Annotated in this window: 19 protein-coding genes; 6 read left to right on the top strand and 13 right to left on the bottom strand. The window is 48.5% G+C overall.

The features are described 5' to 3' along the window. Positions 1 to 4 precede the first annotated feature (4 nt). A complete protein-coding gene (locus GVK32_RS24290; RefSeq protein WP_112216470.1) occupies positions 5 to 388 on the bottom strand; it encodes a hypothetical protein in 384 nt (127 codons plus the stop codon). Between the two features lie 860 nt (positions 389 to 1,248). On the opposite strand from GVK32_RS24290, the gene GVK32_RS24285 reads away from it, so the two are divergent. Then, complete coding sequence (locus GVK32_RS24285) at positions 1,249 to 2,238, top strand: glycosyltransferase (protein WP_159873032.1); 990 nt, start codon at positions 1,249 to 1,251, stop codon at positions 2,236 to 2,238. Between the two features lie 3 nt (positions 2,239 to 2,241). Next, complete coding sequence (locus tag GVK32_RS24280; RefSeq protein WP_227697893.1) at positions 2,242 to 2,697, top strand: hypothetical protein; 456 nt, start codon at positions 2,242 to 2,244, stop codon at positions 2,695 to 2,697. Positions 2,698 to 2,776: 79 nt separating this feature from the next. Here GVK32_RS24280 and GVK32_RS24275 read toward each other — a convergent pair whose 3' ends face one another. The 12 genes from GVK32_RS24275 to GVK32_RS24220 all read right to left on the bottom strand — a co-directional run bounded on the left by GVK32_RS24275 (position 2,777) and on the right by GVK32_RS24220 (position 11,040). Then, positions 2,777 to 3,151: a TA system toxin CbtA family protein gene (locus tag GVK32_RS24275; RefSeq protein WP_159873030.1), complete on the bottom strand. Its 375-nt coding sequence runs from the start codon at positions 3,149 to 3,151 to the stop codon at positions 2,777 to 2,779. A 38-nt stretch (positions 3,152 to 3,189) separates the two neighbouring features. Then, positions 3,190 to 3,549, bottom strand: a complete 360-nt coding sequence (locus GVK32_RS24270; RefSeq protein ID WP_159873028.1) for a type IV toxin-antitoxin system YeeU family antitoxin — start codon at positions 3,547 to 3,549, stop codon at positions 3,190 to 3,192. A 22-nt stretch (positions 3,550 to 3,571) separates the two neighbouring features. Next, the gene (locus tag GVK32_RS24265) at positions 3,572 to 3,793 is read right to left on the bottom strand and encodes a DUF987 domain-containing protein (protein ID WP_032755299.1); all 222 of its coding nucleotides are present in this window, start codon (positions 3,791 to 3,793) and stop codon (positions 3,572 to 3,574) included. Between the two features lie 13 nt (positions 3,794 to 3,806). Continuing rightward, positions 3,807 to 4,289, bottom strand: a complete 483-nt coding sequence (gene radC / locus GVK32_RS24260) for a DNA repair protein RadC (protein ID WP_159873026.1) — start codon at positions 4,287 to 4,289, stop codon at positions 3,807 to 3,809. A gap of 240 nt (positions 4,290 to 4,529) precedes the next feature. Then, positions 4,530 to 5,009 carry an antirestriction protein gene (locus GVK32_RS24255; RefSeq protein ID WP_032755291.1) on the bottom strand — a complete coding sequence of 160 codons (480 nt, stop codon included), beginning with the start codon at positions 5,007 to 5,009 and terminating at the stop codon, positions 4,530 to 4,532. A gap of 78 nt (positions 5,010 to 5,087) precedes the next feature. Next, positions 5,088 to 5,909 carry a DUF932 domain-containing protein gene (locus tag GVK32_RS24250; RefSeq protein WP_102811930.1) on the bottom strand — a complete coding sequence of 274 codons (822 nt, stop codon included), beginning with the start codon at positions 5,907 to 5,909 and terminating at the stop codon, positions 5,088 to 5,090. A gap of 106 nt (positions 5,910 to 6,015) precedes the next feature. Next, complete coding sequence (locus GVK32_RS24245) at positions 6,016 to 6,228, bottom strand: hypothetical protein (RefSeq protein WP_004136899.1); 213 nt, start codon at positions 6,226 to 6,228, stop codon at positions 6,016 to 6,018. A gap of 85 nt (positions 6,229 to 6,313) precedes the next feature. Next, positions 6,314 to 6,673, bottom strand: a complete 360-nt coding sequence (locus GVK32_RS24240) for a hypothetical protein (protein ID WP_004136901.1) — start codon at positions 6,671 to 6,673, stop codon at positions 6,314 to 6,316. 54 nt (positions 6,674 to 6,727) lie between these two features. Further along, complete coding sequence (locus GVK32_RS24235; RefSeq protein WP_102811929.1) at positions 6,728 to 7,192, bottom strand: hypothetical protein; 465 nt, start codon at positions 7,190 to 7,192, stop codon at positions 6,728 to 6,730. A 277-nt stretch (positions 7,193 to 7,469) separates the two neighbouring features. Further along, positions 7,470 to 8,588 carry a hypothetical protein gene (locus tag GVK32_RS24230; RefSeq protein ID WP_227697892.1) on the bottom strand — a complete coding sequence of 373 codons (1,119 nt, stop codon included), beginning with the start codon at positions 8,586 to 8,588 and terminating at the stop codon, positions 7,470 to 7,472. Between the two features lie 404 nt (positions 8,589 to 8,992). Then, positions 8,993 to 10,603 (bottom strand): YfjI family protein, encoded by a 1,611-nt coding sequence (locus tag GVK32_RS24225; RefSeq protein ID WP_159873024.1) that lies wholly within the window; start codon positions 10,601 to 10,603, stop codon positions 8,993 to 8,995. A 227-nt stretch (positions 10,604 to 10,830) separates the two neighbouring features. Beyond that, the gene (locus GVK32_RS24220) at positions 10,831 to 11,040 is read right to left on the bottom strand and encodes an AlpA family transcriptional regulator (protein ID WP_032755279.1); all 210 of its coding nucleotides are present in this window, start codon (positions 11,038 to 11,040) and stop codon (positions 10,831 to 10,833) included. Between the two features lie 277 nt (positions 11,041 to 11,317). On the opposite strand from GVK32_RS24220, the gene GVK32_RS24215 reads away from it, so the two are divergent. From GVK32_RS24215 to GVK32_RS24200, 4 genes are all read left to right on the top strand, one after another. Beyond that, complete coding sequence (locus tag GVK32_RS24215; protein ID WP_004114617.1) at positions 11,318 to 12,079, top strand: hypothetical protein; 762 nt, start codon at positions 11,318 to 11,320, stop codon at positions 12,077 to 12,079. Positions 12,080 to 13,005: 926 nt separating this feature from the next. Beyond that, positions 13,006 to 15,315 carry a TerB N-terminal domain-containing protein gene (locus GVK32_RS24210; RefSeq protein ID WP_159873022.1) on the top strand — a complete coding sequence of 770 codons (2,310 nt, stop codon included), beginning with the start codon at positions 13,006 to 13,008 and terminating at the stop codon, positions 15,313 to 15,315. Positions 15,316 to 15,318: 3 nt separating this feature from the next. Beyond that, positions 15,319 to 16,635: an ATP-binding protein gene (locus tag GVK32_RS24205; RefSeq protein WP_102812036.1), complete on the top strand. Its 1,317-nt coding sequence runs from the start codon at positions 15,319 to 15,321 to the stop codon at positions 16,633 to 16,635. Then, positions 16,632 to 18,830: a DEAD/DEAH box helicase gene (locus GVK32_RS24200; protein ID WP_159873020.1), complete on the top strand. Its 2,199-nt coding sequence runs from the start codon at positions 16,632 to 16,634 to the stop codon at positions 18,828 to 18,830. Before GVK32_RS24205 ends, GVK32_RS24200 begins: the two co-directional genes overlap by 4 nt. Positions 18,831 to 18,892 lie beyond the last annotated feature (62 nt).

Below are 18,892 nucleotides of genomic sequence, written 5' to 3'. Positions count from 1 at the left end.
TCAATTATACTATCGCCTTCACGAGTAGGTGTCCATAAGCCTTAAGAACGTCTTTTATAGAACTATCTTTTCCTATACCCTTATCAGTTATACCGTCAAAAGTCACATATCTTGGTAACTTGTAGTAGAGGAAAATCGCTCTTATTCTTCCATCCTCTCCATATGACGCATCTAATCCCTTAGTGGGAAGCAATAAGTAACCATCCTTTACTACAAATTCTCCGGAGAATTGGGTTTTGGCGTGCTGAATGGAGTCATTTAAGGACAGATTCTTTATGCCGATACCTGGGGTAATCAGAAACTCATGTTCAGTTTTGGCATGGGATTTAGGCAATCCGCACCCTGTTAAACTTAAGCAAAGAACACTAGCTAACAAAACCCTAAACATGTGTAAGCCCTTATTATATTTACAATATTGATTTTTGTGATTCGTATCATATAAGTTACAAGAATTCAAATGTAATTATAAAAGGTGCAGGTTGGTCTCAATCACTATACTTATTATCTTGCAGTTAACATTTGAAATTATTCCATCCAGACGAGCCATGAGCTTTTAGATATCCGATCTAATAAGCCATAGCATTCATTATGTCCGCTCCTGGCACGAAAGAGTCGATCAGGGGGCAGACATGTCTGCTCATAGCAGCCATTCAAAGCATTAATAATTTTTGTAGATTTTCTATTCCACATAATGTCAGTTATCGAGAATGGTTTGACTATCCAACTGGTAGTGCATCCTTTCCTGATCGACAAACCCATCGCGCCGGTAAAGAGAGCAGGAAAACGGATGGCGTGTAACGCAGAGTGAAAAAGATGATCGATTAAACCGATCGATTAGTAAAAATTGATCTGCAAAATGAATTATCCGGCCCGGTAGTGCCTGTGATAAATTCCAAAAAGCTCATTTAACGTATTGTTTATTAATTTATTTCCTGTCTTCTGGCGGGCGGACTTCTTTTGTCCTGCGGGCACGGCATGGGAATGCGACAGCAGGTGATGGAATGAAAAGATGTGCCAGATGTAACAAGAAAAGAAGCATTCTGGACCGGATTTTCGGGCTTGATAAAGAATTTTGCGATGGCTGTCTGATGGTGGTTAACCAGGAAATCAGAGAAAAACGAGTGGTGTCCACACCAGCACGAAAATCACCGGGACGCTCTTCCTGACAATGTTTCTTACCCGGCAGGTTATTGCCCCTGATGGGGTAACAACTCTGAAGCTTCCCTCTGTTTACATTCCCTTTGATCAATGAAAATCAACATCGATATCAGCGTCATCATTCCTGCCTTCAATGCAGCTGACAGCATCGGAGCTCTGGTCCATACACTGCTTGGCGAAACAACGCTCAGTACTGAAATCATTGTTGTGGATGACGGTTCAACCGACGAAACATGGACGCTACTCAGCGCCATTACAGATGAACGGCTTATTCTCATTCGTCAGGAAAATCAGGGCGTGTATGCTGCCCGTAATGCTGCACTGGCGATTCACCGTGGTGAATGGGCGGTGTTCCTAGATGCGGATGACCGGGTTGTGGCAGATTTTCTGCAGGAGCGGCTGCGCACAGCCCGCGAAGCACAGGCCGATGTCGTCCTTTTCAATGCCCGGCATACAGACAGCGCCGGACATCTGCGGCATACCGTTCACCGCAGACAGCCTTACGGTCAGACGCTGACGGGTCAGCAGTGGATATGCCATTGCGTCAGTCAGAGGGAATGGCCGCATTATCTGTGGCTGCAGATAATCCGTTCAGCGTATATTCGCGAGCATGACCTGCGATTCCAGGAAGGGAAAAGCCACAAGGACATTCTCTGGACGATACAGCTTGCCGCCGCAGATGGCCGATTTTATTTCTCTGACAGACAGGATTACCTGTGGGTGAATAACCCGGCGTCAATTACCCACAGCCCGGATTATTACGATATCCGCGCGTTCAGCTATTGCGACGTGATTGCAGATATTCTGGCACTCAGTACACAGACGCAGTACCGATCTGTCAGACGAGCGCTGGTCAGGCATGCGCTGGTGGAAAGCCGCCATTTTCTGGGCCTGTACCGGCGCAAGGTGAATGACCGGCTGGCGGTCCGGGCGCGTTTTCGTGCGCGGATAGCCCTTCGCCATCTGGTATCCGGCGTGAGCAACCTGAGCGATGTCTTTTTCCTCCTGAAGCTGGTCCGCAATATTTATCTGCCTGGTGTCCGCAATACTCCCGCAGCCGTTTCGCAGGTGCGGCGTTAATCCATGGATATCGCAACGCTTCTGGCGCGGTCGTGGCAAACTGCGACAACGGGTGATGACTCCATTCGCTCCGCAAGGGATATCGTCGAACACTGGTATGATAAAGGCGGTGACCTCACCCGACGGACCCGACAGTTTATGCTGCGGGAATGCCTGTGGATAGCCGCACATTACTGGGACACTGAAACGGTACTCACCCGACAGTTTCGCCTGCTGGCTGTGTTACTGTATCTGGGCGGTAGTTTTCCGAAAGGAAATGCCGACGGCATGCTCCCGGAGAAATGTTTCATTTTACTGAACGCCCCGGAATTAAGCCCCATCCTGACAGACGATACGGCCCCTGATGTTCTGGCGGCGTCCTGCCACACCCTCTTCTACCTCAGACGGATATCTCCGTTAAGGTGTTACCGCCATACGCGCTGTTTGAGCGAACATCTGTTTCAACTAATGGAGATCTGATAAAAGTGCCAGTCTTTGTACTGGTATCTGAGGGGCTGATCGCTGACGGTGTTGGCGTCAACGATCAGGGCTAACGTCATTATTTCCCTCCGCTGAATCTGCCACCTGTGATGTCAGTAACGGTTTTATATCCCTTGCGGGTCATCAGCCCGGTAGCCTTCCGGGCTCGGAGCATATCAAGGCTGCCGATAAACGGAGACTGCTCTTTCACGCTGAAGCCGTGACGGTCAGTACGCACCTGGTCGTACTTTTCCACGATAAAATTCACAGCGTCACACAGTGAGATTCCCGCATCAATGTGTTTCTGGATCACACTGTCGTTGCCAAACGGTGTGTAGTTGAGGGTAAGGCCGTAGTGTTGCTCCAGCAGATACTCCAGTAATTTTTGCCAGATTTTGACTGATGACAGACGTGACGATGCCGCCCTTTGAGGGGGCAGGGATTGTATTTGCATGGTTTGCACTCTTTTGACGAAGGAAAAGCGTCCGGGGTTTATGCGGTTGTTGCAGACGCCGGATAAATTTCGATATACAAATAGCCACAGGAACCGAGCGTATCGGCCTCACATATCAGCCCTTTTGCGTGGATCGTGATGCAGCGCTGAATGTGGGGCGTGAGTTCATTGCTGGTCAGCATAAGCTCCATCTGCTTCATCAGTACCGGAAATGCCTGGTCCGGATGGCGTAAATCTGCGTCATTAAATGTCCCGGCAATGCTGGCGCGGTCAGCAAGGTAATGCAGGTGGTTACCCTCCTGTACCAGCCGTGCACCAAAACACGGCGTGATGTTGCGTCTGAGGCCCCACCAGGGTTCCGTGATGTTATGGTTGATTACACGGGTTGCTTTCTGCATGTAAGTACTCCTTAACGGTAAGTCAGTTCAGGATGACGCTGCGCAGGATCACATACGGACCATTGCGGTCCTGTCGGCGTTCAGCAAACACGGCCAGCACACCCCGGATATCCTGCACTTCCCTGCCGTGGTAATGGCAGATACTGCCGGACCACTTATATTTCCCGGTACAGAAACGAAACAGCCGGGACTCAGAATGCTGGCGGTATATCGCCATTGCCTGACGTTTGCTGATGATTTTCATCGTAATTCTCTCCCTAAAGCCAGCCTCGCTCGGCAAACGAGACGATGTCCATGCCTCCCACGACCAGGTGGTCCAGCAGGCAGATATCCACGAGTTTAAGTGCCTGTTTCAGATGGCCAGTGAGCAGTCGGTCGGCATGGCCGGGTTCCGCATAACCTGAAGGATGATTGTGTGAAAGTACGATGGCAGCCGCATTGTGTTTCAGTGCTGCCTTTATCACTTCACGGGGATGTACCTGCGTATGGTTGATGGTGCCGGTGAAGAGCGTTTCATGAGCAATAAGACGATGCTGGTTATCAAGGAAGAGCGCCATGAAGACTTCACGCTCCAGCGTGGTGAGCTGCAGACGGAGCCAGTCACGGACCGCCTGGCAGGAGGTGAATGCCTCGCCGGGTTCGCGTAACTGGCGTTCCAGCAGGGTCAGTGCGCGTCTGATGGTGCGCTGTGCGGTGGGAGATATTTCCCCGCTGTCGGGGGGACACGTGGTGGTATTCATTTGCTTTTCCTGTCTGTTGACGTATCCGGGACGGATGTGTTGTACAGTTTCACGGCAACGACGAACCCGTCGTGCAGGGATTCAAACCATGACCAGATATGGAAGAGAGGGGTACCTGTCGGGAAATGCAGGAAGGGTTCGTCGGTCACAAGGTCACCGTCCTCATCCCCGACCGTTGTTTTCCCCAGCGCATCCCACAGGTCATTAAGGTGAGACAGTTCATACGGCATGGCGGAACGCTCAGTCGATAATGCGCATGATGGCGCTGCATTCCGGGTGATGCAGCGCATAGTCACGCAGGCGCCAGTAATGCTCCGTCATGGCGTCGCATTCTGTGCGGCATGCATGATGACTGTAAGCGATAAGACAGACCGCAATCCCTGCAGCTTCGGCGCTCATGTCTGCGGCGTTGCCATTCATGGTGTTGAACAGCGACCAGAAGGCATCGTTGTCCGTTTCCGGAGCCATGAAGGCCCCGCCGTTGCTGAGAGTATAAAAATTCCAGATACCGCCGCTGTAGTCAGCGCAGAACCGGTCTATCCACGCAAAGACCTGAGGTTCAAGGGTTATCCACTGCGGGATGTTGCCAAAGTGCTGCGGCCAGAATTCCACACGCTGTTCGTCCGGTACGGGCGTGGCTGCCAGAGCAGGTGCAGAACCGTTATCGCCAGCCTGCAGAGGTCGCTGATGGTTATCGTTAATATTAATAATGTCGGTCATGTTAATTTTCCTTATGCATGGAGATGTTGAATGGAAGTGTCGGGCCGGGGATTGATTTCGGTGGTGGGGCGCGGGTGATTACCTGTCCAACAGGTTCAGCATGTTCTCCGCCATCACCCAGAGCGCACGGTTTAACTTAACGTCTCCATCAATCCCGTTTACTGCGCGGGTGTGGGTACGTTTACCCTGCGCGGTACGGCCACTTAGCCCGCCTTTCAGCAGGTTTTCCTGAATGCGCTGGTAAGTGGTCCACAGGTCATCGCTCTCGTCCTGCCAGCGGCGGGATGCAAGAATTTGCGCTTCGGTTACTGGCTGGTACTCTTCCCCAAAACGATATGTCAGCGCCGCTGTAGCCAGTGCATGTTGTGCGGGTGACGGGAGTTGCAGGGACTGCATGGCGTCACGTTTCTCTTCCACCCGGTCAAAGACGCTGAGAACCTCATAGGCCCCCTCAATCACCTTCCCGACAACGTCGCCCCTGTGTGGCACGCGGATCTCGCCAAACGACTGTCCGCAAACGAGCGAATTGGTGCAGACGCTTCGGAATATTCCCGGCAGTAACTGAAAACTTGATGCGCCATCGTGCGAATTCAGAATGATGATTTCCGGTACCTGCTGACCGTTTATCTGACCGGCACGACGCAGGCGCAGCATATGCTTTGTATGTTCCCGTCGGCTCTGGTCGCGCACTCGTGACTGACAGGCAAAGAATGGCTGGAACCCTTCACGTTTAAGGTTCTCCAGCAGGGTAATGGTGGGTATGTAGGTGTACTTTTCGCTTCTGGAGTCGTGCTTGTCTTCCCCGAAGACGCTGGGGACATGCTGCATCAGTTCTTCGTGGGTTAAGGGACGGTCACGGCGAATCTGGTTCACCCGACCAAAACGGCTGGCTAATCGCATAGTTGATTCCTCATCTGATTAATCTGAAGGCGTAAAAGCAAAAGCCCCTGCTCCGTGAGGAGGCAGGGGCTGGATGTGTTGTTCTCAATGAACGGATAGGGCGGGATTACAGCGTATCCAGAATCTTCAGTATCTGCGCCATCAGGGCGGTGATAAGTGCAGTGACCAGCAACGTGACCGCTTCCCGGGCTGTATCAATGCTGCTGTCATCGTAGCCTGCCTGACGCAGACGAATTTCAATAAATTGACGGGCCTGATGCCCGCCGCACCAGGTCAGTGCCTGGGCCAGGGTCGTCACCAGCATTTTCAGAAAGGTCATAGGATTTACTCTGGACTGCGCAGCGGCAGCCCATTGGTCATGTGGCATTTTTTAGGTTGGGAAACGTTAATCAGGGGCGGGGGACTCAGTGGTAAGTGTAACGCCATCCCCCCTTATCAGTAGTGACGACGACTTCTGAAGCCACGCAGTTATTATAAAAACTCACGCTGACGGACTGCCCGTAACGCAGGGTGGCAGGCAAAATAGTTTCTTTATTGCTGGAGTACAGATATTTCTGGTTGGCAATGCGACAGTTTCCCCGGTTCACGTCAATATTTTCGACTTTCACGGTGTTATCCAGTGCAGTGACCACGACCGTGACGTAGCGTGTTCCGGCAGGGTGAACCTGATTACTGGTCTCCACTTTGATGGATGGCGTTGGCTCAGCCAGCGCCAGGGCTGACAGTGCAAACAGTGCGGGCACCAGCATGTGTTTAAATTTCATAAACTGTTCCTTTTAAAAATAACGTAATCAACAGGTATTAAATTCAGATGCAGGCTAGAGTGCATCTTTACCCACGCAGCCGTGGGTCCCGAATACTGGCAATACCTTTGCTGCCCCAGCCAGCGTGAATGTGGCATCCTTAACACCGTCTCCGGTTACTGAGACCTGTTTGCCATTACGTAGCTGAGCCCAGGCCAGCGCCAGGTTATTACCGCCCACTCGACTGCCAGATTCGCTGATGTCGATGGGGGCTCCACCGTCGATACTGACCTGAAGGCTTTTATCTTCATCCATACTGACCTGATGCCCGCTGGCGTCAGTGAATATGACTGTGGCCGGTTGCGAGCCGTAATCCTCACAGGTCAGAGACAGTTGCGATTGACTTTCCCCATTGATAACAAACTCTGATACTCCCTGACCCCAGCCCCGGGTCCAGGTGGTTTGATTACCGAAGGCCATTGCCACTGTCGGTACCAGCGCACAGGTCAGTAGTAAAGGGTGAATCATTTTTCTGTTCATTTTTGTGCACCTCTGGTTTTCGTAAAACGCTACCCGGAAAGGGTATCTGCATGATTTTTAGTAGAAGACAGACAGTCATAAGCATCCCGTTGGGATTTTATAGCTGCAAAAAAGAAGGGGACAACGATGAAATTCGATCGAACCGATCGACAAAATTGATCGTGGTTCAGTAAATATATTTACCGTAAACCTCGCCCGAGTTTATCGATGGTCCGGTTTCACTTCAGAAGGGTGATATATATCTGAGATTTTATTGAACACAGGCTGAGGAAATGCATCACTGAGGCGGTATGGCGCAGACACCGTCCTCTGTGACAGGAGGAACACTAAAAAAGCGGTTATAGAAGAGATTACAGGCTCTGTGGTCGCTGGTGTCAATGTGAAAATATTTTGCCATGTACTGGCTGAGTATATGCTGAAATTCGTCGTAGATTTGTTGAGACCCCCGCTTGTGCTTCACCCTGATTTCATCGACTAAACGATAACATTGCTCCAGCAGGCGGTCGCCGTCGCCGTTCAGCAACGCATGAAACGCGGCAACGGAAAATAATTCATTCGCAGGCCCGGCATTAAGCCAGACGCTGACTTCGGTACAAACCAGCGTTTCCCATAGTGACATCAAATTCAGGCGTAAGGCTTCCTCTTTTAACAGACGGGTTAGTGGAGGGAATGCGTAAATATCAGTGTCAAATAGCCTGCGTGACAGACTTAAATCAGCAAAGGCAAGATGCTTAACTCCGTACAATGCTTCCTGTACAGCATCTGAACCGTATTTATCCGTTAACGCTTTCAGTAAGGTCGATTTAACCGGTTGAGGTGTTTCCATTGCTTTTATGCCACTCAGCACTCCTGACTGACAGCAGGGGATAAAATCCTTCATCATTCGGTTTATAGCAGCAGGTGCGATGATAATGTTTCTGGCGATATTTGCACCGCCCTTAGAGTTAGGGTAAATGTGGCATAGCTCAAGATCCAGCCAGGGGATTAACCTTTTTGTCGTATCAGCAACTCTGTGCCCGTTCAGCGTATTATACGTTTTCTGGTGGCCAGCTTTGCGCTGATATAACCGAATGAGGTCTGCAATATCCGTCGGACCGGTGATACTCCCCAGTCCAAGGGAATTATTTTTTAGCATAGCTTCCACATTGAGCCAGTAAGAGTGCTTAACCAGTCTTATAATAGCATCGTCATCGATTAACCTCCGGGCTTTATCCCGATGTTCCTTACAACAATAAAACTGATTGCGGGTTTCAGATATACTGATACCACAGGCGGGATACTGGCATATTAATGCTGCTCTTTCCGTTCGTCTGGCTGCATTTAACTGTCTGCCCTGATAATGTGCCGGGCATAGCCGTAATATCCGTTCGGCGGGTGAATGGCCGATCTGTGCCATGCAGTTATTTCTTTTACATACGGCCATAATTAAACTCTTATTTAATATGATAATATCTTTGCTTTTATTGTTAATAACAATGATGCTATTTATATATCTCATTAAATATATTTATTAATCAACGTTAATTAAATGTTAATGTATTTGTCTCAAATGAGTAAGAAATACACTAGCAAAACACATTGTGTTAAATTACATGTTTTGATGGCTATTAATGGTTCATATCCACAGAGCTTTCCACCAGTCGTCATTATCTGTTTTTTAGCACTGTATTCTGAGAAAACCCCGCGCGGATTGCGACCAGTCGCGACTGGCGTGGGGTTTTTGCCTCTGTGGCTGTTTTTCGAAGACATTTAACCGGTTTACGCTCTGGCCATTCGGGTGTCTGTAGTGAGGTGTCCCGATTAATATTCCAGCCTGTTAAAGTCAAAGTATTCAAAACCATACCTGCCAGTAACATTCTCTGGCGATGCAATAATCGGATTATGTCCGTTCTCCAGGAATGCCGGTGGAATACACCATGAGTGGCGATCTTCCAGGGAAGGCATGGCAATATACACCGCAGAATGACGGCCCGGACGAATAAAACAAATCAGACCCAGTGCGATTAACTGCTCCAGAACAGATTGTGATTTACTGGCGTCACGCAACCGATTCGGGCCGTTCCGGTTTACCTCATTTTTCCTGAATGGATATCCCTTATCATCGAGAAATTTCTCCTTAAGCCACCTGAACATCTCGTAAACGTCTTCCATAAATGCATTCCGTTCAGAAGAAGGGAAAAAAAGCCTTTCCGCTTCTTCAAGATGCCATTCCACAATGTTGAAGGCGGCCTGGATTACCCCCCGCGAAATACATAAACTCTCAGATGAATACATATATGTCAGGATGGCCGCAACCCTGAGGGCATTCGCCCCCGCTTTGGCTGCAATTTCACTGATATGTTCCATCTGTTGTCCGGGGGCTGCTTTACGGCTGAGCTCTGACTGTTTTTCTGCCCAGTAAGCGGTCGCATCATCAGATAACCTGAGCGTTTGTTTCTGCGAGTCGTTACTATAAAAACGCACCTTCTGCTTATCAAGTAACTGGTTTATTTTCTGGTGGAATACATTTAATGCTTCATCAGACTGAGCGTGACCTGTATTGGTGCGGCGACGACCCAGTGTGCTGATGGTATTGATGTAAAGAAACCGTGACAGAAAACCACTCCCCTTGCTGAGTTCACCGTGGTTGCGGCAGTAATTTTCAAAGACCGGAGGCTGAACCATTAATGCCAGGGTCAGACAGGCATTGATATCGTACTCTTCGCCGCCCGGGCGGTGGTATTCATAGGTCTCCCCGTCCCAGGCTTTATTCAGTAAACCGAGGTTGTTTTTCAGATACCCTTTAAAAAAGGTAATTGCCTCATCTGAGACCACCCCGGCTTCAGAGTACCGGCTCAGACCTTCCAGGAGCGCCTTTGCGGTGGTGTCATCATAAAGCATCGCCAGACGGGCTGGAGGCTGCTGCCGGGTTTCTGCATGCTCATCTAACAGCCGTTCTTCTTCCATCCCCTCATAACCGTTTTTGATGGCAGTGTACAGATTACTGGTCAGTGCTTTCTGGTGTATTTTCCAGATATTGTCAGCACGCAGGTGCGTCTTCATCAGACTGTCGTGCTGCTGCTTCATTTGCTCAGAGAACCGGTAAAAAGGTTTCATCACTTTTTTGCTGATACTGGTCTTACCTTCTCCTGAGACCGCCAGCGTCAGTAGATACAGTGCACAGTGCATCGGATCCGATGAGTGTGGTGGTACCACCTCAATATGAGCCTGACAGGCGAGGGAAGCGGCTGCCAGTACGGCCCCCGCTATCAGTTCCGCCGGGATACCCGTCTCGTTATAAAGAGCATCAATGACATCCCGCATCACCGGCGGGAACGCGCAGACAGGGTAACCCTCCGGGGTTCTGTTTTGTACGGGAATATAAGGCTCCGGCATTTTCGGAATGACAGTGTATGGCAGTAAATTCTGCATGTAATATTCTCCTTGGTTACTGTTTTCAGTAACGGGTTAGTTGTGAATATAATAAAATAGCCAAGCGTCAAAATTTATTTAAAGTAATAATCTTACCCAATAAATAATCGCATTCTGTTTCCTTGCAACTGGCAAAAATATGTCGCAGCGAGCGCATATTTAAATCAGAGACGTTGTTATATAACCTGCGTATCCTCCTTTAATTTTTACCAATACTATCTCATCGCTTATGATGGCTGCTGGCGTTCCAGCAGCCATGCATCTAGCTCTGACTCAAGCCAGCCGACGGACTGCATACCCAGCCTGCGCTGTTTCGGGAAGGTCGGGTCGTAACGCGGTGACTTCGGGTTGATCCAGTCATAGATGGTTGAGCGGGCGATGCCCGTTTTGTTAACAACGGCGCGTATGCGCAGTATCCTGATACCTTGTACAGACATATCTGTTAATTCCCCCTGTTCTTTCGATATGGACGCAATTGTATGGTGCCGGAACAGGTAATGGCACCCGCCTGGTGGCTGTAGCAAAAAAGGCATTTTATAACAACGAGATAGGTTTTTTTTTAGGGTTTTTTTCCCGTTTTTTGTTGGTGACAGAATGTTTTTTTTCGAAAATGGTGTCGGAAGCGTCTGGCTAAGGGCAAGAATGAGTCGTTCCAGGTGTCAGGCAAGGAAATTTACTGGAGTATAGAAATTGTCATTCGAAAAGAGGGACTTCATGGCTGATTTAGACAGGGATTTTACCCCTGATGAGTTACTCATCGTATTTCGTAAAAAGAGGAAAGCGTTACGTTTTCATCTCGGGGTCAGACAGAAACATATCGCCAGGCAATGGCTGAATAAAGATACTGAAATTGTTATCGTGCTACAAACAGGGAGACAAACGAAGGATGAAGATTTAGCGCGGCGACTTGCTGATGAGCACGGAGAGAAAAAATGGCGGCGTTATCTGAAAATTTTCAGTCTTTCAGAATGGATGATAAAGGGGATCAGGAACGATATGTCTGAGGCTGAACAATACTGGGAGCAGGGAACATCGGCTCTCGAATCTGATCCAGATCATGCGGTGCAATTAATGCTGAAGGCTATCGCGTTGTTGGATCGCGGTCTGAAACGCAGTGAATCCGCAGCAGGTAAAAGAATCAAGGAACGGCATAAACTCAATTCTGCTTATGGCGGAAAGGTCAAAGCGACACGTTTTGATGGCGTTAAAGACGAAGTGATAAAACACCTGGAAGCGCAACCTGAGGGCTGGGAAACTAAAACCGATGCCATCAACGCAATTATTAAAGCGTTAAGGCCCTATATTGAGGAGCATGGATGGCCTTCCGCACAGGATAAAAACGACTCACGGGACGCGGCAATGGTGGAGGCAAGCCAGAGCAAGTTGTTGGCTGAATGGTCAGTCAAAGACAAAAGAGTGAAGGCGGCGTTCGCGAAGGCAGTACAAAAACGTATCGGGGTGTCGCAAAATCGATAGTCCGGTACCTTGAGAGCGCGTACGTGATTCAATGTGACTGCCTTTTCTCAGATGTGGCTGTGCAGAAGAGCATAGAGCTGATAATAAGACGATACGAGCTCCCCTGAACATCATCGTCTTTTTAGCGATACTGACAGGGTTGATAGCGATACAACTTTTTAATGAGTAATCTGTCGGGAGTACCTTGCACTTTTTAATGGTATGCCGGATCATACTGTCCAATCTGGCAATGGTATTCGTCGTGTAAAACCGCCTCTGCCGCTGGTACCCCAGGTCATGGGTTAATGCTTTGTAGTCCTTCTAAGATACGAGCCGCAGGCTATTACGCACCATGTGAATGATACAGAACTTAATCCGCTCTCCGGATAAACTGCATTAATGGCGTCAGAGATGCTCTTCAGCTCATCAACGTAGGTGATGAGGATATCTTAACTTCGGCACAACTCAGCTCATAGCTTAATTAGTTGATAAAAATCAGCGTGGGGCCCCTCGCTATATCTGCTCATAGATCAGGTTTGACCTGACGCAGCTATTACACAAAACTAAACCAGCTACTCTTAAAATCCGAGAATGTACAGTCTCTAACGGCTTTCCAATAGTTACCGAAATTCTCAACGACTAGGTAAATGTCATCATACAGCGGTCAGTTCTGCATCCGCAGTATATTTGCTCGTATGTTAACCTAGCATTAGTACAACATCATTCTTAGGCGAATGGCCCAGCAGGCTTTTTACTCCTTAAAAATTCACTTCTGGTTAAGTAAATTATTCAATGATTTTTGTCATTTAAATCAATTGGTTAATTTTAATTGCGATTTGCTTTTAACCCTAGCGATTTAGACGTATTATTTTGAGATTAATCCACTTGCCATGCATTCCCTACCACATTTCAAATGTGAATGGAGAATGATTTTAAGGTTATATATCATGGAGTTATTGAAGTTTCTGGCGGCGATTTTAGTAATTTACTTGTTGTTTTTTAGAAAGAAAAAACGTAAATCTCCAAAGTCTTATGCTTCAAGCCCCGTGAAAGCACCGCCAAAAGAATGGCTCGCTGACATCAAGAAAAAAGAGACGGTTGTGCGAAACGATGATAGTGAAGACGATAACCTTGCAACTTTTACATTGAGCGGTGGCCGGGGTGTTGAACTTCGGGTGACAACCAATCATTACCGGAACACCTCAAAGTCAGCAGGTGCACTAGCTCGATGGGTACTTCCGGGTGAGATGATAACTGTAGCTGGTGTAGCAATTAGCGGTGGCCACATTTACTTGGGGCAACGTATGAAGCCCTCCGGTCAGGAATCAGGCGGCTATTATGACGATGGAAATGAGGCATCATTAATTGATGACACATGTAAGATAAAACCTACTTCTTATCTTTACGAGGACAGTTCATTAGGATACTGGCCCAGTTTTTCCTCTCTTTCCCCAGAAGCACGCGGTGCGTATGTCAGTTGGCTCGCCAGCGATAGGTCTGATCCATCGTGTCCTATCGGCTATGTTTTTATCTACCTCTACGGCCTGGAAAGAAAAGCGCTCATAGATTCCACTGACCCAAAATTCCCTGATGCTGAGTTCCGTAATCTGTTCAAAGAAGTCGCTCGGTTAAGATCCGTATTCATTGAGAACCGCTCATTCCGTGGATATTCGGCCCAGTTACTCGAAGCCATGTCTATTCTGCGCCCGAACATGGGCTTAGCCACTGAGCTCGATAGCAATTCAGGTTTCAGCAACAGCATGCAATTTAAGCTGGCTCTGGCAAAAACTGTACATGAAGGAGTTCCTGTATCAGCTGAACTGGCGTTGAACTGGGTAATAAACCACACCGAGTATTCGCTGCGTACCCCGGCTCGCCGCTGTGCTAAAGAGTTTGCTGCGCTTTTCAAACGGCGTTACACCCTCAAATATGGTGAAGGGATGGTCGTTAAGGCGAATAAAACGCGCCTAAGGTTAGATTACACACCAGCAAGTCCTAGTTTGCGAGGTGTTCGACTCCCTGTTCCCGACCTGCCTGATCCAAGTGCGTTGAAGAGCCCTGTCCAGAAAATTATGGCTCTTGCCGACATATGTACGGATGAACTTGATGCTTATAGTCGCTACCTTGGTAGGAAAGGTACGTCAGTCAATGATACGGCTGCAATTATGTTGCTCCCTTCAGAGATCGTTAATGAAAGCGCAGAAAAAATATTAAGCTCATTCAAACGCTGGGCTGATGAGGCGATCCTCGTCAAGGAGGGGTTAGTCTCAGTTGCTGACTTTTGGGCACATATGAATGCCAGTTGCCCCAATAAGATCAATAAAAAAGAGGCCGATTTGATGCAGGCCTTTGCTCTGAAGATGGGTTACGGTCTGGCACCTGACCCGTATTATCACCATGTGAAGGCGGATGTTGATGGGACACTTGTTCTATTCCCTGCCGCCGAAGGTGGACGCTTCTCACCTTCTTCTGAATTTATCTCAGCAGTAATGACGCTCAGATTAGGGGCGATGGTCGCCTTGATTGACGATTCTCTTGATCAAGCTGAACAGAAAGTGCTTGAGAATGCCATCAACAACAATACTGGCTTCACCGATGATGAAAAACGCTCTCTACATGCGTATTTAACGTGGCAACTTCATACCCCAGCCAATATGACAGGAATGAAAAGCAGGATTGAGTTGATGGGGGCCGCGGAAAAAGCTGCTGTGGGTAAAGTTATCGTTAGTGTTGCCTGTTCGGATAGGACAATAGCGCCTGCCGAAATCAAACAGCTTGAGAAGATTTATTCAAGTTTGGGGCTGGATCCCTCATCTGTCTCGAGCAATATCCATCAGCATTCCGCAACTGAACATGATCTCGTCTCGTCTGTACCAACTGATCAGCCAGCAGTAGGGTTCACACTGGATGCTAATGTACTTGCCCGCCACGAATCTGCCACGGATGATGTTCGTAAATTGCTGAACACAATTTTCACCGAAGAAGAACCGGAAGAGCCAGAAAGCGCTCCAGCCTCATTAACGGAGGCGGGGGGGCTAGACTCCGCACATAGCCAGCTTTATCGCAGTTTGCTGGAGAAAGAACAGTGGTCCCGGAAAGAGGCGACAGAATTGTGCGGAAATTTGAATTTGATGCTCGGCGGTGCGCTTGAGGTGATTAATGACTGGTCCTATGCGGTGGTTGATGCTCCGGTACTGGACGATGCCGATGATGATATCTGGGTTGACCTGGAAATTGCCAAAGAATTAGAGGGATAGTGAATGTCTGTAACACGTATAAGAGTGAAAGAACGCGACGCTATTATTCAGTCACTTAAGTCAGGTGTAACGCCAAGGATAGGCATTCAGCATATCCAGGTTGGCCGCGTGAATGAGATCACCGCTCTCCACCAGGATATTGAGAGGATTGCTGACGGTGGTGCAAGCTTCAGACTTATCATCGGTGAATATGGTTCTGGTAAAACGTTCTTTCTGAGTGTTGTGCGCTCTATTGCGCTAGAGAAGAAGCTGGTGTCAATCAGTGCAGACCTTTCTCCTGACAGACGCATTCACTCATCGGGAGGTCAGGCTCGTAATCTCTATTCTGAGCTTATGAAAAACATGTCCACCAGAAACAAGCCGGATGGTAATGCGTTACTTAGCGTTGTTGAAAGATTCGTTACGGAGGCAAGGAAGGAAGCTGACACGAACGGCTCCGAGGTTTCATCAGTTATTCATAAACGCCTGGCAGCACTATCAGATATGGTCGGCGGATATGACTTTGCGAAGGTCATTGATGCATTCTGGCGCGGGCATGAGCAGGATAACGAAACACTAAAATCCAATGCTATTCGCTGGTTGCGGGGAGAGTACACCACTAAAACTGATGCCCGTAACGATCTCGACGTTCGGACTATTATCTCAGACGCTTCATTCTATGACTCTTTGAAGCTGATGAGCCTTTTTGTCCGCCAGGCAGGCTATGCCGGTCTTTTGGTCAGCCTCGACGAAATGGTGAACCTCTTTAAACTGAATAATACGCAAGCAAGAACAGCGAACTACGAACAGATTTTGCGGATCCTGAATGACTGCCTGCAAGGCTCAGCCGAGAATATTGGTTTTATCCTCGGGGGGACGCCAGAGTTCCTTTTCGATCCTCGCAAAGGTCTTTACAGCTATGAGGCGCTCCAATCACGTCTGGCGGAAAATCGGTTCGCGCAAAAAGCAGGAGTGATTGACTACTCGTCTCCCACTTTGCATCTTGCCAGCCTCACCCCTGAGGAACTGTATATTTTACTGAGAAATCTTCGTCATGTTTATGCAGGCGGAGATCCAGAGAATTATCTGGTTCCAGATGAGGCACTGACTGGATTTCTGCATCACTGTAGTAAAACCATTGGAGACGCTTACTTCCGTACCCCCCGTAATACCATAAAAGGTTTCCTGGACATGCTGGCCGTGCTGGAACAAAACAGAACGATGAACTGGCAAACACTAATCGAGGGTGTGGCGATTGAAGAGGACAGGCCCAGCGAAATGGATGACGCCATTATAGAGGAAAGCGATGACGACGACGGACTGGCGAACTTCAAATTATGAGCAGTGCCTATGATAGTCTCGATCCCCGCGTCCGTAAGTGGGTTTACAAGCAGGGGTGGTCTACATTAAGGCCCTTGCAGGAGAGTTCTATCCCGGCAATTTTAGCCCGTGATCGAGACGTGCTAATCAGTGCAGGCACAGCAGCGGGTAAAACAGAGGCTTTCTTTCTTCCTGCCTGTTCGGCAGTTGCAGATCTCACTAATGGATTTGGCATCGTCTATATCAGTCCGTTGAAGGCATTGATTAACGATCAGTACCGTCGTCTTGAGAGCCTTGGAGATGCATTGGAAATGCCAGTGACTCCTTGGCACGGGGATGTACCACAAAGCAAAAAGAAGAAGGCTCGGACAAACCCTGCTGGCATTTTACTGATTACACCTGAGTCACTTGAGTCTTTGCTCATAAATTCAATGGGCTGGCTCAAACAGGCGTTTTCGTCAGTCGCATACATCGTTATTGATGAGTTTCATGCTTTCATTGGCTCAGAGCGTGGTGTACAGCTGCTTTCTCTGCTCAATAGAATTGACCATGTGTTAGGACGCCTGGTAAATCCAATTCCCCGCGTTGCGTTGAGTGCCACGCTGGGGGAACTGGAGAAAGTACCCGAACTTTTGCGCCCGGACAAACGACTACCCTGCGTAACTGTTACAGATAGTAAGAGCGAGGCCACTCTTCAGGTACAGGTCAAAGGTTATCTGGAGCGAGTGCTCCAAAAAGAAGAAGAACTTCAGAGTTCAGCTGAACATGACGTTTGCGCTGACATTTTTAGACTTTGCCGTGGCGATTCTCATTTGGTCTTTGCAAACAGTCGAAAGCGGACTGAAAGCATTGCTGCCACGCTGAGCGACATGTGTGAGGAACATATTGTTCCCAATGAATTCTTTCCCCACCATGGTTCCCTTGCCAAGGAATTGCGGGAAGCGCTTGAAACTCGTCTTCAGAAAGGAAATTTGCCCACAACAGCTGTTTGTACAATGACGCTTGAGTTGGGAATTGATATCGGTAAGGTTAAGTCGGTTATCCAAGTTACGCCTCCGCATACTGTTTCCAGTCTGCGTCAGCGTATGGGACGTTCTGGGCGACGCGACTCCCCATCAGTTCTAAGAATGCTAATTACAGAAAATGAGCTCACTGTGACTAGCAGTATCGTTGACCACCTACGGCTGCATTTGGTCCAGTCGATGGCAATGATCAGATTGATGATCTCTAAACAATGGTTTGAGCCTGCCGATTCCCAGCAGATGCATTACTCCACGCTGCTACACCAGATTCTTGCAATTACCGCGCAATGGGGCGGAGTTCGTGCCGATCAACTCTGGTCACAGCTATGTCAAACAGGCCCGTTCCGTAATGTGGATATAGGCGATTTCAAAAGCCTGCTTAAACATATGGGGGCATGTGGCCTGCTCACTCAACTCGCTAGTGGAGAAATGGTTGTTGGGGCAGAGGGGGAGAAACTGACTAACCATTACACGTTTTATGCCGTGTTCAACACACCAGAAGAGTTCCGCATTGTCACCGGAAACAGAACCCTTGGAACAGTGCCTGTGGACTCCCCACTGCTACCAGATCAACACATCATCTTCGGTGGGCGGCGCTGGAGAGTGACAGAGATCGAGACAGAGAAAAAAGTTATCTATGTAGAGGCGACCAAAGGCGGTCAGCCACCACAATTTAGTGGGGGGGGAATGTCTGTTCATGATGCCGTTCGTCAGGAAATGCTCGCTATCTATAGGGAAGGTGATTACCGCATAGCAATAGGTAGCAAGAGAGTAGATTATGCCGATTCTGCCGCCAGAAGCCTATTTGCGGAAGGCAGTCGTAACTTCCAGAGTTATAACCTGCAAAATGAGTATTTTCTTACGAGCGGCCAATACTGTTACATCCTCCCATGGATGGGAGATAAGGTTGTCAATACGATTACAGCCTTGCTCATACGTTGTGGCTTTAAAGCTAATTCATTGGCTGGAGTTATAGAAATTGACGGCTCAAGTATCACTTCTGTTCAACAGGCCCTTAAAGGCCTGCTGCTGTCAGGCTTGCCCTCAGCGTTTGATCTTGCTGTAAATGTTCCAGAAAAGTACTTAGATAAATATGATGAATATTTACCAGAGTTTCTGCTTGCGAAAGGATTTGGGGAAAAAGCGTATGACATTGAAGGCGCGTGTACCTGGCTGAAAGAACATCTTCAGTAAACTGGTTACATAAAAAGGGGGAGATGTTCCCCTTAAGCTTGAGGCCGATTGATGATATCAAT

It is taken from the genome of Klebsiella sp. 18074, assembly GCF_902705905.1.
GTDB lineage: Bacteria > Pseudomonadota > Gammaproteobacteria > Enterobacterales > Enterobacteriaceae > Klebsiella > Klebsiella terrigena.
The sequence above is the reverse complement of the archived record's forward strand: the minus strand, read 5'-3'. Positions and strand labels throughout refer to the sequence as shown.